Below are 13131 nucleotides of genomic sequence, written 5' to 3'. Positions count from 1 at the left end.
CAACGCAGGGGGTACCCCCGGGCCGAAGGCCCAGGGGGAGAGGTGCCGTGCCGGGCGTCGCGGGCCGGTGAACCTTTCCGGTCACAGCACTAGCGGCCGGTACGGACGGGCACGCGACGGCGGCGGCGCTCCGCGCCCCGGTGGCCCCGCCCACGCTCCCCCTGGGTGCCGCGCGGGCCGAGGCCGAGCCAGATCCGTACCTCCGTACCGCCGAGGACGGAGCTGCCGAGCCGGACGTCACCGCCGGTGGACTCGGCGACCCGGCGGACGATGTCCAGACCGAGGCCGGTGGAACCGGCGCGGGCGCCGCTGTTGCCCCGGGCCATCGCGGCGGCCGGGTCGGCGATGCCGGGACCTGCGTCGGAGACCAGGATGATCACCGCGTCCTCGCCGTTGTGGACGTCGACGGAGAAGGCCGTGCCCTCGGGGGTGTGGCGGAAGACATTGCCGAGGAGGGCGTCGAGGGCGGCGGTCAGCTCGGGCCGGGCGACCGGGATGCGCACCGGGCGGTCCACGCCCGCGACCCGGACCTTGCGGTCCTCGTCCTCCGCCAGGGCCGACCAGAAGTCCATCCGCTCGCGGACCACCTCCGAGACATCACAGCCCGCGCCCGGGCCCGCCGCCGTGGTCTGCGGCTTGGCCTCGCGGGCGGTCCGGATGATGGTGTCGACCTCGCGCTCCAGCTGCTCCACGGCGGCCCGGGTCTGGTCGGCGGCGGGGCCCTCGCCGAGGGAGGCCGCGTTGAGCCGGAGCACGGTCAGCGGGGTGCGCAGCCGGTGCGAGAGATCGGCGGCGAGTTCGCGCTCGTTGGCCAGGAGCTGGACCACCTGGTCGGCCATGGCGTTGAAGGCGATGGCGGCCGAGCGGAGCTCGGCGGGGCCCTCCTCGGGGACCCGGACGCCCAGTCGGCCCTCGCCCAGCTCCTGGGCCGCGTCCGCGATCCTCCGGGCCGAGCGGACCATCCGTACGCCCAGCCGGTCGGCGACGGCGAGGGAGCCGACGATCAGGCCGACGCCCACCCCGGTGAGGACCAGCCAGGCGGTGGTGACGCCCTTGGAGACCTCGTCGTCGGGGATGAAGACCTCGACCAGCGCGATCTGGCCGCTGCTGATCGCGGTCGGCTGGAGCAGCGCCCAGCCGCTGGGGACCTCGGTGGTGGAGGCGCGGCCCAGCCGCTGGGTGGTGACCAGATCGCCCCGGGCGGCCCGGCGGGTGCCGATCTCGGTGGGTACGGAGCCGGGCTCGCCGGAGGCGGGAACGTGGACCGCCATCCGGCCCATCGCGCCCGCCTGCGTCGACTGGACGGCGCGCTGGAGCTGTTCCCGGTCGACGGTGATGGACAGGGTGGGGCCGAGCGCGGCGGCCTGCCGTTCGGCGTGGGTGAAGGCCCGGTCCCGGGCCATCTCCTTGATCACGAGCCCCAGCGGCACGGCGAAGGCCACCACGACCATCGCGGTGACCGCCAGGGCGACCTTGACCAGAGCCCATCTCATGGCTGTCGTCCTCTGGGGTGTTCCGGGTGGGGGGCGGGCGGCGGTTCGAGTTTCACCCCGACCCCCCGCAGGGTGTGGAGATAGCGGGGACGGGCGGCCGTCTCGCCCAGCTTCCGCCGGAGCCAGCTCAGATGGACGTCGATGGTCTGGTCGTCCCCGTAACTCTGCTGCCAGACCTCGGCGAGGAGTTCCTTGCGGGGGACGACCACGCCCGGGCGCCCGGCGAGGAAGGTCAGCAGATCGAACTCGCGGCGGGTCAGATCGAGGGGGGCGCCGTCGAGTTCGGCCTGGCGGCGCAGCGGGTCGATGGAGAGCCCGCCGACCTGGATCACCCGCGACGGCGGGGCCTCACCGGCCGACGCCCGCGAGCGCCGCAGCACCGCCGCCATCCGCGCGGAGAGGTGCTCCACGGAGAAGGGTTTGGTGAGGTAGTCGTCGGCACCCGCGTTGAGCAGCCGGACGATCTCCATCTCGTCGTCCCGGGCGGTCGCGATGATCACGGGTACGTCGGTGATGCCGCGGAGCATCTTGAGCGCCTCGGCGCCGTCCAGATCGGGCAGCCCGAGATCCAGGATGACCACGTCGAACGGGAAATGAGCCACCTCTCGCAGCGCTTCCAGGGCCGTGCCCACACTGCGGACGGTGTGGGTGGCCTCGGTGAGATGCCGGATGAGGGCCGAGCGCACGAACTGGTCGTCCTCGACCACGAGCACACTTGCCATGGGCCGCACCGTACGCCATACGGGGGACACTCGGTCATGTGGCCGAAGATCCGGAACAGCTTGGTCCCGTTGGGGACAGGATGAGGGCGGGTGGTGCAGTATGACCCCGATGCGTAGAGGACTTGTACATGCCATCGCGTGGACGCTGTCCACTGGCGCGGCTGTCACGCTGTCGTGGTGGGGCGTTCACTCCGTCATGTCGGGGACCGCCTACGATCCGCCGCGCGCCCTGCCGATCAACACCGACGCCAAGAGCGCCTCCGAGGACGTCGAACCCCTGGTCTCCTCGACCCAGCGCCCCCCGTCCCGGGACACCAAGCCGGGCACCGTCAAGCAGTCCAGCAACCGGGAGCGGGGGCAGGGCGACTCCGGTCGCGAGCCGTCCCTCACCCCCTCACCCGACCAGGGAACTCCCGCCCGCGACCCCGCGTCTGACAAGCCGTCGGGCGGCGCCAAGCCCGATCACTCGGAAGGCGACGGCGCCGTCCAGTCGCACACCGTGGACGGTGGCCGGGTGGTGCTCTCCCTCGGCGAGAAATCGGCCCAACTGGTCAACGCCACACCCAATCCCGGCTGGGAGATGAAGGTGTGGACCGAGCCCTTCTGGCTCCGGGTGACCTTCACCAAGGACGGCCGCGAGGTGTCGGTCTTCTGCACCTGGAACGGGGGCGAGCCCCGGGTGGAGTTCGACGACCGTACGAAGTGAGCGCGGTGCCGTGTGCGCGGGTGCGCGGGTGCGCCGGGCGTTCGCGCGGGCTACTGGAAGACCGAGGGCGGCGGGGCGGGTGAGGGACGGGCCGAGGCGTCACGCACCGGGAGCGCGCCACCGGTGAAGTCCAGCAGGGCCCGGCCCTGTTCGACCCGGCCGGGATGTGGATCGCTCGCCACCCGGCGGGTCAGCTCGGCGACCGGCAGCGGCACAGCCGAGGCCAGCAGGATCGCGTTGCCGAAGCGCCGCCCGCGCAGCACGGCGGGATCGGCCGCGAGCGCCCGCTCCGGGAAGACCTCCGCCACCGTGGCGACCTGGGCCCGCAGATGGGCCAGCGGGGGCCCGTCGGCGATGTTCGCCGCGTACTGACCCCCCGGGCGCAGCACCCGGCGGACCTCGGCGAGGAACTCCGTACTCGTCAGATGCGCCGGGGTACGGGCGCCGCTGAAGACATCCGCGATCACCAGGTCCGCCCAGCCGTCGGCGAGCCGTCCGAGCCCCTCCCGGGCATCGGTGGAGCGGACCCGGACCCGGGCGTGCGGGGCCAGCGGCAGATGGGTGCGGATCAGCGGGACCAGGGCCGCGTCCCACTCCATGATCTGCTGGGTGGAGCGGGGACGGGTCTCGGCGACATAGCGGGCGAGGGTGAAGGCGCCGCCCCCGAGGTGGGCCACCTGAAGCGGGCGGCCGGGCGGGGCGGCGAGATCGATGACATGGCCGAGGCGCCGCTGGTACGCGAAGGAGAGATGGGTCGGATCGTCCAGATCCACATGGGACTGCGGGGCGCCGTCGATCAGCAGGGTCCAGGCGGCGGGCCGCTCGGGGTCGGGGACGAGTTCGGCGACGCCGCCGGTGATGGGGGCGGTGATGGTGGTGGGGCGGGGCGCCGCGTCACCGCCTCGTCTCTTGCTGCGTGCCATACCGGCCATTATCCGCCCGGATGGAGGGCTCCGACGGAGGGCCCCGATGGAGGGCGGGGCGGATGGGCCGCACGAGGTCAGGCGCAGTTGTCGGCGACGGCCAGCAGGCGGGCCGCCTCGCCCAGAGCCATACGCAGCACCCCCGGGTCCGTCAGCGCCTCCGCGTCGCCGGGCGGCAGCAGCCACCCCGCGCCCGCGCCGCGCTGCGGCGATCCGGATGGCCCCGTACAGGCACTGCCCGGCATGTCCCAGTCACTGGCCGTACCGGACGGCACCAGGAAGCCGAGGGTGTCCCCGGCCCCGTTGTGGAGGACCGGTCCGACCGAGGGCTCACCCGCGCGGCGCAGGATGTCCACGGCCTCCAGGCCCTGGCGGGTGGGGACGGTGACCAGATCGCACGTCCGGGCGGGGGCCGGTACGGGGGCCAGTGACGGGCCGCTCTCGGCGCTGGGGAGGTGCTGGGCGTTGGTCGGGACGCTGGCGACGACGGCGGTGCCGTCGCGGGCCGGGAAGGCACCGCTGACGTCGAAGTCGAACTCGTTGTCGGTGCTGTCGGCGGTGCTGCCGATAGTGCCGACGGGGCTGTCGTCGATGGCGCTGTCGAGGGCACCGTCGCCGGAGGCGCTGAGGTCGCCGCCGAAGGTGGTGCCGAAGTCGCTGTCGGGGGTGATGCGGAAAACGGTGCTGGTGGTGGTGCTGGTCTCCATGTCGGCCTCCAACACGGGGGTCCCCTCCTCGCTCACCTGAAGACACGCGTCGCGCCTCCGGGGGGTTCAACGCCCGCGCGCGTCAAGGGCAACGGCGCCACTCCGCCCGAACGATGGCAGTTCATGGCAGATCCCGGAGAGGTCCGGGACCCCGTGTCCAGACTCTAGGGAAACGTCCCGCCCCCTCGGCGAGAGAGGCCCCGCCATGGCGTCGCCGTCCCGAGCACCCACGCCCAATCCATCGTTCCGGAAGCTGCGCGGCCGCCGCTCACCCGCGGAGTTCGCCGCCCTCGTGCGCAAGGCGGGCCGGGAGATCGGCGAGAACGTGTCCTGCGACGCGCGCTACATCGGACGGGTGGAGTCCGGGGCGATCCGCTGCCCCAACTATGCCTATGAGCGGGTATTCCTCCATATGTTCCCGGGACTGTCGCTGCTGGATCTGGGGTTCACCGCCCGCGAACGGGTACGAGGCAGAGGGCGGACACCGTCCCGGGCCACCCCACCGGGACCGGCCGCCGACGAGTGGGACGACGGCCCTGACGCCCCCCGGACCCGGGACGACGGCACGGCCGACGGCGGGGAGGAGACCGACGTGTTGCGTCGCGCGTTCATGACCAGCGGATCCGCCACCGTGGCGGCCTCCTTCGGACTGGGAGGCGGCATCGGGGCCTTCCTGCTGACGGGAGCCGCGGAGGCCGACACCGGCCCGGCGCGCGGCGCAGGCCCCCCCGCCGCGCACCGGCCCCGGGTCGGCGCGACCGAGGCGGCGGCCGTCGAAGCCGCGGTACGCCGGATCCGGCTGCTGGACGACCGGCACGGCGCCGACGGGCTCTACCAGCGCGCCGCACAGCCCCTGCGGGCCGCCTACGCCCTCCTGGACGCCGGGATCTCCCGGCGGGCCACCGCCGCCCGGCTCCACTCCGGTGCCGGGGAACTGGCCCTCTCCGTGGGCTGGCTCGCCCATGACTCCGGCCGTCACGACGAGGCCCGCTCCCACTACACGGAGGCGCTGGCGACCGCGCGGGCCGCCGCGGACCCCGCCCTGGAGGCGCACGCCTTCTCCAACATCTCCTTCCTCGCCCGGGACGCGGGCCGCTACCGCGAGGCCGTACGCGCCGCCGAGGCCGGTCAGCGGGCCGCCCGCGAGGTCGGCTCGCCCTGGCTGCACTCCCTGCTGGCGCTGCGCGAGGCGGGCGGCTGGGCGGGCCTGGGCGACCGCGCCGCGTGCGAACGCGGGCTCACCCGGGCCCGGGGGCACTTCGACCGGGGGGACGCGGCCGGGGCGCCCGCGTGGATGTCCTTCTTCGGCGAACCGGAGATGGAACTGCTGCGCGCCCAGTGCTGGTCCGCGCTCGGCGACTTCTCCCGCGCCGCCCAGCACGCCCACCGCGCGGCCGCGCTCCAGGATCCGCGCTTCACCCGCAACCTCGCGCTGTGCCGGGCGGAGCTGGCGCTGGACCTGGCGCGGGGGGACGCACCGGACGCGGCGGGGGCGGCGGGGCACCAGGTGCTGGATCTGCTGGACGGGGTGCGGTCGGCCCGGATCGAGTCCATGCTCGCGACGACGGCACGCCACCTCCGCCGCCACCGGCCCCACGAGGCCGTCCACACCTTCCTGCGCCGCCACGCGGCCTGACCCGCGGCCCTGCCTGGCCCCGGGCGGTTCGGCCTCACTCCTCGCGGGGTGCGCGCGGGCCCGGACTCCGCGGAGGAGGTTCCGCCCCGTACGAACCGGGGCCGCCGGGCGGAACGGCCTGCCCAGGCGTTGGTCGCAGCCCCGCTCCACAAGCGGGTGGGGCACCCTGGGGAAGCAGCCCGGCGCGGGGCTACCGGGTCAGGGGGACGCGGTGTTCGGCGAGGTGGGAGAGGACGGCGTGGTTGGCCTCCCAGCCGTCCGGGAACTTCACCGTCACCCCCAGCCGCACCGGCTCCGTCGACGGATGCTCGTCCAGCAGCTCGGCCACCCCCGCCCGGCACACGACCACGCACGCGTGCCGGTGCCGTGACGCCAGGACGCACAGCCGCCCGGTCTCCAGGTGGAAGGCGGTCGCGTCGGGGCGTCCCGACAGCGGGTGCAGGACCACGGTGACGTCGAACTCGCGGCCCTGGAGGCGGTTGGCGGTGTCGACGGTCACGCCGGTCGCTCCGAGCGCGCTCAGCGCGGCCCGTACGGCCGCGGCCTGGTCGCGGTGGGCGGTGCCGACGGCGATCCGGTCGGCGGTCACCGGGGCGGGTTCCGCTCCGGGGCCGCCGACGGCGACCCCGCCTCGGTCCAGCAGCCGCCGCACCACCTGGGCGACCGCGGCGACGGCTTCCGGATCCGTACGGGGCGTATGGCGGGCGGGCAGTTCGAGCAGGCCCCAGCCGGAGCGGGCGGCCTCGTCCAGGACGCGGTCGTGGGCGGACCCGTCGGAGCGGACGCCGAACGAGAGCGTCCGGTCGCCCGGCCCCGTACCGCTGCGGAACGGCGTGTACGGATAGAACGCGGCCGACACCAGCGGCGCCGCCGACGCCGGGAGCCGCCAGGAGACGGGCAGGCGGTGCTGGGGCAGTTCCGGATTGTGGGCGAGCAGGGTGGAGACGGCGCTGGTGGAGGGGTCGTGGGTGAGGCCGGCCCACTGGTCGGCCCCGACGATGGAGAAGGGGTCGAGCTGGCCGGGGTCGCCCACGAACAGCGCCCGTTCGAAGAGACCGGCGACGGCGAGCAGCGCGTCCGAGCGCATCTGGTACGCCTCGTCCACGATGGCGTGCGGCCAGGGTTCCACACCCTGGACATGCCCCCACTTGGCCGCCGTGGAGATCACCACGTCGAGACCGGCCAGGTCGGTGATCTTCGCCGAGGTGCGGATCTGGGGGTGGTCGTCGAGCGCCTTGTCGTAGGGATCGGGGTCGCTGCTGTGGAGCCGCCCCACCGGCAGGCCGGGGTCCTTCTCGGCGAGGCGCAGGACGAGATCGTCGACCTGGGCGTTGGTCTGCGCGATCACCATCAGGCGCCGCCCCGCCGCCGCGAGCTCCCGGGCGGCGCGCACGACCAACGTGGACTTGCCCGCGCCCGGCGGCGAGTCGACCACCACGCCCCGGTGGGCCGCGCCCAGGGTGTCGGCGAGGATCGCGTCCGTGGCGCGGGCGGCGGCGGCCGCCGGGTCGAAGGCGGTCACAGCAGGTCCTCCGGGGTGATCGGGTCCGGGGCCTCCGCGTCCGTGGCCGGGGGTCCGCCGTGGGTCCATGGGGTGTCCTCCGGTTCGGGCAGGCGCGGTCCGCCGCGTTGGTCGTGGGCGAAGAGGGTCCAGGCGATCCGGTCGCCCTTGCCCGGTACGGTCCCCTCGGCGGGCTCCCTGCCGCGTCCCATGCGGTCCAGCAGCCGCAGCACCAGGACGCCGTCGGCCTCCTCGCGGACCAGTTCGGCCGACTGCGGACGGCCCTCCAGCGAGCGGTAGACCGTGGCGCCCTCCGCGAGCTGGGTCGTGTCGTCGGTGCGGATGGTGACCAGGGGGCGGGGCGCGGGCCGCTTGGACTCGGTCCAGGCCATCACCGTCTCGGTCACCTCGCCCACGAACGCCTCCCCGCTCAGCCGGTACCCCGCCAGCACCAGCGGGTCGTCCAGCGCCTCATGGGCGGCGAGTTCGGCCTGCGCGGTCTCGCGGGTGGCGAGCTTGCGCGCCGCCGTCACCGCGTCGTCACGGCGCGGCTGGGGCGGCTCCCCGGCCCGTACCCGGTCGCGGTGGGCCGTGAACGACCACCGGTCGCGGGTCCAGCGGTCGGGGACCCGCGCGCCCTCCGGCAGCGTCCGCAGCAGATCGAGACCGCGCCACACCGCGTCCCAGGTGGGCAGCGTCTGGGTGCGCAGCAACCGGCGGATCTCCGCCTCCGCGAGGGCGAGTTCGGCGCGCCAGCCGTCCGCCTCCGTGGGGTCCTCGGCCGCGCCCAGTGCCAGCCGCACCCGGTCGTAGCCCTCGATCGCCGGGGCGAGGAGCCTGTTGTCGAACGCCGGGTCGGTGGCGGGCCCGGCCGGCGGGCAGAGCAACTGCCCCTCCGCGTCGCGCGCCTGCTCCGCCCGGAGCGCGGCCTGTGCTCCCGTGAGGTCCGCGGGTGGATCGATCCAGGCGAGCAGCGCGCCCAGGTGCTGGTCCTCCAGCGAGGACTGGCCGGTCGCCCAGTGCCGGTTGAGCAGATCCGTCATCGCCACCAGCAGCGACGAGCCGGGGACCCGGGCCCGCTCCGCGTAGTGCGTCATCCAGCGCCCCAGCAGCGGCACCCGGGGCGGCGCCGGATAGGCCGCCTCCGGGTCCTCCTCGGCGGTGCGCCGGAACCGCATCGACCGCCCCAGCAGCCGGACGAAGTCGACCGCCGCCCGTCCGGGCACGATCAGCTGGGGCGCGTCGGCGCACAGCTCCGCCTCGACCGTGGTCCGCTTCCCGGTCTCCGGGTCGGCGGCCTTGCGCTCCACCAGCTCGACGGTGTCCGCGTACTCCTCCAGATACGGGAGTACGAGGTCGGCGAGTTCGGCGAGGAACGCGAACCGCAGCTCCCGGTCGCGCGGCTGCGCCACGCTGAGCAGCCGCGGCCGGTCGGGGTCGGTGCCCACGAGCGCGCCGAGCGGAGCGCCCGCCTCACCCGCCGTCGTCAGCGGTACGAACACCAGGGGGCGCGCGGAGAGATGGCGGTGGCGCACGGTCGCCAGCGGGCGGGCACGACCGGCCTCGACGGCCTCCAGCCGCGCGAGCGTGGAGATCAGCGACATGTCCGCACCTCCGGGGCGGTGGCGTGGACGCGTCCACAGGTCGCGGGTACGTCCGGTACGGCGCGATCGTGCGCGTCACCATGGCGCACGGCGATGGGAGTACCCCCGGCCGAAGTCCCCCAGGCGCAGGCCTGGGGTGGGGGCACCTCCCAGGCGCAGGCCTGGGGGAGGGCGGACAGCCCGGTCAGACGCATCCGGCGGCCTCCAGGGCCTCCGCGCGCAACGTGGCCGCGCGGCGCAGGGCGGCCACGGCCGGGTCGGCGGGGTCACCGCAGGTGCCACGGGCGGCGGCGAGCACGGAGTCCACCGTCGTCAGACCGCCCAACTCGCCCCGCAGCGAACGCCCGACAGCCGTCACCGCGCCCTCGTCACGGGCCCGGCCACGGCAGTGGAAGGCCAGTTCACAGGCGGCCAGGCACTCGGGCGCGTACGCGGCGCCGACCGACTCGACCGTGGCCGTCAGCTCCTCGCGGGAGCGCCCCGGATCGAACGTGGCGCCCGCCGGGAGGGTGGCGGCGATCTCCTCCACCCGGGTCAGCCGAGCGAGCTGGCGCCGGGTGACCGCGAGCTGCTTGCGGACATCGACCAGGGAAGCGGTCGGGAGGTTGGAGAAGTCCTTGGGGCAGACCAGCAGCACCTGGTGCGCGACCCGGGACCCCTCGGTGAGGGCCGCGACCCGTTCCAGCGCGAGCACATAGACGGCGGCCTGCCGGGCGGCCGCGCCGACCTTCGCCGCGTCGGCGGAGGCGTCGATCATCGGGAACGACTTGATCTCGACGACCGTCCAACTCCCGTCCGGGCGCACCACGATCGCGTCCGGCTCCAGATAGGCCGGGGAACCCGCCACCTCCAGGGCGAGCAGCGGATGGGTCAGCAGCGCCCACCGCCCGGCCGCCGTGGCGTCCCGCAGCGCCAGCGCCGTGCGCGCGGCACGGCCCTCGGGACCGGCGGCCGTCAGATCGGGAACCGTGAACTCCGTCGCGTCCGCCACCCCGAGCAGCCGCATCAGCTCCGCGCCCCCGTCGGACGTGACCCTCGCCTCGAACGCGTTACCCCGCATGAAGGCGAACTGCGACTGGCCGGAGGCCGACGGCGAACCCAGCGCCGCCGCCAGCGCCGCCTTGTCCACCCCGGCGCCGTCCAGCAGCGCGCGGCGGCGGCACCCGGGGTTGGCGGCGAGCGCGGCGAGGGCGCGGGCGTCGAGGGGGCGGGGGCGGGTAGTGGGGCCGCGGAGTTCCGCGAGGCGGTGGCGGAGGGGGGCCGGGATCGGCGGGGAAGCGCTCACCCGTCGCAGTGTGGCATCCACCACCGACATCCGGCTGCCCCTTCCCCCGACCCGCCCCTTCGCGTGCGCGCCGCGCCCCCTCTCGCCCGGGAGCGCCGTCCCAGTCGCGTGCGGATCCGCCGCGTGGGGCCCGGGCATCCGCCCCCGTGCGGGCAGGCGAGCTCCCCACCCGTGTGGGCAGACGTTCCGCCCGTTGTGGGCAGGCGTTCCGCAGGTGATGAACCCGTGCCCACAAGCGGGTGGACCCGCGTGCCCACAGGCAGTGCGGGCGGGGGCGCGCCGAGGGGGTGAGTGGGGGGTGGGCGGGGAGGGATAGGGTTTTGGGGACGCATGTGGCGTGAAAGACCAGGGGGTTTTCCCAGAAGGCCCCGTCGGCCATGTGCGAGAAAATGGAAGAGCACCGCCCGCACCGCACGGGCGCAATCAGGGGAGTACCGCGACATGGCACCGCGCATCCTGCTCGTCCGCCACGGCCAGACCGAGTGGTCGCTGTCCGGCCGGCATACCGGCAGGACCGATATCCCCCTCCTCGAGGAGGGGCGGCGGGGCGCAAAGCTGCTCGGTGAGCGGCTGCGGCGGGCCCCGTGGGACGGCCTGCCGGACGTGGAGGTGCGCACCAGCCCCCTGGCGCGCGCGGCCGAGACCTGTGAGCTGGCGGGGTTCGGGGACCGCGCGGAGCCCTGGGACGCGCTGATGGAGTGGGACTACGGGGCGTACGAGGGACTGACCCCGGCGGAGATCAAGGACCGGGCGGGCGCCGACTGGTTCATCTGGCGGGACGGCGTCCGGGACGGCGAGGCCCTCGCCGGGGTCGCCGCCCGCGCCGACGAGGTCATCGAGTGGGCCCGCTCCGCCGACCGTGACGTGCTGGTCTTCGCCCACGGGCACATCCTGCGCGTCCTGGTGGCCCGCTGGCTCTCCCTGGAGCCGTCCTTCGCGGCCCGGGTACGGCTGGACCCGGCGTCCGTCTCCGTCCTGGGCTGGGCGTACGGCGCCCCCGCCGTGGACCGCTGGAACGACACGGCGCACCTGGAGGGCTGACCGCGCGGATCCGGCCCGTCCCGACGGTAGGGAGGCCCGCCCGCGGCCCTCCCTACCGTCGGCGGCCGTTGGTGGACCTTCCGTACCGCCCGCGTCCGTCGGCGGACTTCCGTACGGACGCGCCCTTGCCCGGCCCTGGACAATGGAAGGCGGTCCGGAGCGACCGGAGTGTCCGTGCGAGGAGGAAACAGCACATGGCGGAAGCCCAGCAGCCCGCTCGGAAGACGCGGCCCGCGCCGCTCCTCTTCGAGCCCGTCGAGTCGGTCGCCGACCCGGAGCACTTCTTCGACCTGGAGTCGATCGAGGACCCGCGCGAGCTGCTCTCCCGCTCGACCGAGCTGACCCTGGCCTTCCGCGCCGCCACGGACCGGGCGGTGGAGTTCCAGGCGCTGGCGGCCGCGCAGCTGGCCGATCCGCGCCGGTTCGACCGGCTCACCCCGGCGGACATCGCGCTGCGGGCGGGGTGGACCGAGGACTACGCGAAGAAGATGATCGAGTTCGGGCGGGGCCTGCTGCGGGACGGTACCCCTCAGTAGCCGGACGGGCGCCCGCAGCCACCCGGGGGTCACCCCGAGTCCATGACGGCGGCCAGGGGCGCGCGGCCCCGTCGGCGTACCGCCACCGAGGCACCGCCCCGCGAGGCCGCTCCGGGACCGGTCCGGGACCGGTCCGGCGACCGGCACGCCCTCGGCATATGCCGGGGGCGGAAGATACAGCCCACGGCGCTCCCGTGTCAGCGTTTCCGCCAACTCTCGGGAGTCGCCCTGTCACCACGAGTAGACAGTTCCCCATGTGTGCCTGGCTACGAGAGTGCGACCGTGACGCCCGCGTGGATCCGCTGGGACGGCTGACGGGGCTGCCATGGGAGGCGGACTGCCCGCACAGCGGCCATATCACCGGCCCCGGCGCCCAGTGGCTCGCCTCGGCAGGAACGTATCCTCGCTCGCTGCTCGCGCACTGGGAGAGCAGCCCCGACACCCCCCTCGCGCTCCCCTGCGGCACGGTCTTCGACGTGGTCAGCCTGCCGGCGGTGCTCGGCCGCCAGGTGCTGGAGCGGCTCTGGGGCGAGGGGCCGGGTTCGGGGCCCGTCGCCGCGCACCGGGGCCGGACGCTGGTCTTCGCGGCGCCCGGGACGGCCTCCCGGCTGCCCTCGCTGCTCGGCTGGGAGGAGTGGGGCGACGCGCTGCCGCCGCCGCTCTGCCACGGCCTCGGGGACGCGGTCACGGTCCCGCCCCTGGCCCGCCGGGAGCCCGCGGGCGGGGCCGGGGGCGCCGGGCCCGAGCCCCGCTGGCTGCTGGCACCCGGCACCCGCCACCCCTGGCTGCCGGGGCCGGACGTCCTGCTGTGGGCCTATGTGCGCGCCGCCCGTACGGCCGGTGACACAGGCGCCACCCCAGCCCCTCGCGTATCGATTTTTCCTCCCGCCGACCAGGGTGCTACTGTCTACGACGTCAGCAGGCGCCGCTAGCTCAGTTGGTTAGAGCAGCTGACTCTTAATCAGCGGGTCCGGGGT

The 13131-nt window shown here is 74.9% G+C and carries 12 protein-coding genes; 5 read left to right on the top strand and 7 right to left on the bottom strand.

Features of this window, described 5'->3' with window-relative positions; all coding sequences use genetic code 11:
- Nucleotides 1-89: 89 nt before the first annotated feature.
- Together ACFVIM_RS26095 and ACFVIM_RS26090 are read right to left on the bottom strand one after the other, a co-directional pair.
- Nucleotides 90-1493 carry an ATP-binding protein gene (locus ACFVIM_RS26095; RefSeq protein ID WP_384305872.1) on the bottom strand — a complete coding sequence of 468 codons (1404 nt, stop codon included), beginning with the start codon at nucleotides 1491-1493 and terminating at the stop codon, nucleotides 90-92.
- On the bottom strand, nucleotides 1490-2215 hold the full coding sequence (locus ACFVIM_RS26090) for a response regulator transcription factor (RefSeq protein WP_384305869.1): 726 nt from the start codon (nucleotides 2213-2215) through the stop codon (nucleotides 1490-1492). Before ACFVIM_RS26090 ends, ACFVIM_RS26095 begins: the two co-directional genes overlap by 4 nt.
- Nucleotides 2216-2411: 196 nt before the next feature.
- On the opposite strand from ACFVIM_RS26090, the gene ACFVIM_RS26085 reads away from it, so the two are divergent.
- The gene (locus ACFVIM_RS26085; protein ID WP_384305867.1) at nucleotides 2412-2921 is read left to right on the top strand and encodes a hypothetical protein; all 510 of its coding nucleotides are present in this window, start codon (nucleotides 2412-2414) and stop codon (nucleotides 2919-2921) included.
- 50 nt (nucleotides 2922-2971) lie between these two features.
- Here the strand turns inward: ACFVIM_RS26085 and ACFVIM_RS26080 are convergent, their stop codons facing one another.
- Both ACFVIM_RS26080 and ACFVIM_RS26075 read right to left on the bottom strand, forming a co-directional pair.
- Entirely contained in the window at nucleotides 2972-3844 is an 873-nt protein-coding gene (locus ACFVIM_RS26080; RefSeq protein WP_384305864.1) for a spermidine synthase, read from the bottom strand.
- Between the two features lie 77 nt (nucleotides 3845-3921).
- Nucleotides 3922-4272 carry a hypothetical protein gene (locus tag ACFVIM_RS26075; RefSeq protein ID WP_384305874.1) on the bottom strand — a complete coding sequence of 117 codons (351 nt, stop codon included), beginning with the start codon at nucleotides 4270-4272 and terminating at the stop codon, nucleotides 3922-3924.
- A gap of 484 nt (nucleotides 4273-4756) precedes the next feature.
- On the opposite strand from ACFVIM_RS26075, the gene ACFVIM_RS26070 reads away from it, so the two are divergent.
- Nucleotides 4757-6187, top strand: a complete 1431-nt coding sequence (locus tag ACFVIM_RS26070; RefSeq protein WP_384305861.1) for a tetratricopeptide repeat protein — start codon at nucleotides 4757-4759, stop codon at nucleotides 6185-6187.
- A 190-nt stretch (nucleotides 6188-6377) separates the two neighbouring features.
- Here the strand turns inward: ACFVIM_RS26070 and ACFVIM_RS26065 are convergent, their stop codons facing one another.
- From ACFVIM_RS26065 to ACFVIM_RS26055, 3 genes are all read right to left on the bottom strand, one after another.
- Entirely contained in the window at nucleotides 6378-7709 is a 1332-nt protein-coding gene (locus ACFVIM_RS26065; RefSeq protein WP_384305858.1) for an AAA domain-containing protein, read from the bottom strand.
- On the bottom strand, nucleotides 7706-9292 hold the full coding sequence (locus ACFVIM_RS26060) for a hypothetical protein (RefSeq protein WP_384305857.1): 1587 nt from the start codon (nucleotides 9290-9292) through the stop codon (nucleotides 7706-7708). Before ACFVIM_RS26060 ends, ACFVIM_RS26065 begins: the two co-directional genes overlap by 4 nt.
- A gap of 184 nt (nucleotides 9293-9476) precedes the next feature.
- Nucleotides 9477-10607, bottom strand: a complete 1131-nt coding sequence (locus tag ACFVIM_RS26055) for a hypothetical protein (protein ID WP_384305854.1) — start codon at nucleotides 10605-10607, stop codon at nucleotides 9477-9479.
- A 411-nt stretch (nucleotides 10608-11018) separates the two neighbouring features.
- Between ACFVIM_RS26055 and ACFVIM_RS26050 the strand changes: the two genes are divergently transcribed.
- The 3 genes from ACFVIM_RS26050 (at nucleotide 11019) to ACFVIM_RS26040 (ending at nucleotide 13086) form a co-directional block, all read left to right on the top strand.
- Nucleotides 11019-11618, top strand: a complete 600-nt coding sequence (locus ACFVIM_RS26050) for a histidine phosphatase family protein (RefSeq protein ID WP_384305851.1) — start codon at nucleotides 11019-11021, stop codon at nucleotides 11616-11618.
- 194 nt (nucleotides 11619-11812) lie between these two features.
- Entirely contained in the window at nucleotides 11813-12154 is a 342-nt protein-coding gene (locus tag ACFVIM_RS26045) for a hypothetical protein (protein ID WP_384305848.1), read from the top strand.
- A 254-nt stretch (nucleotides 12155-12408) separates the two neighbouring features.
- Entirely contained in the window at nucleotides 12409-13086 is a 678-nt protein-coding gene (locus tag ACFVIM_RS26040; RefSeq protein ID WP_384305846.1) for a bifunctional DNA primase/polymerase, read from the top strand.
- Nucleotides 13087-13131 lie beyond the last annotated feature (45 nt).

The sequence above is a fragment of the Streptomyces sp. NPDC057638 genome (assembly GCF_042800315.1).
Taxonomy (GTDB): Bacteria; Actinomycetota; Actinomycetes; order Streptomycetales; family Streptomycetaceae; genus Streptomyces.
The sequence above is the reverse complement of the archived record's forward strand: the minus strand, read 5'-3'. Positions and strand labels throughout refer to the sequence as shown.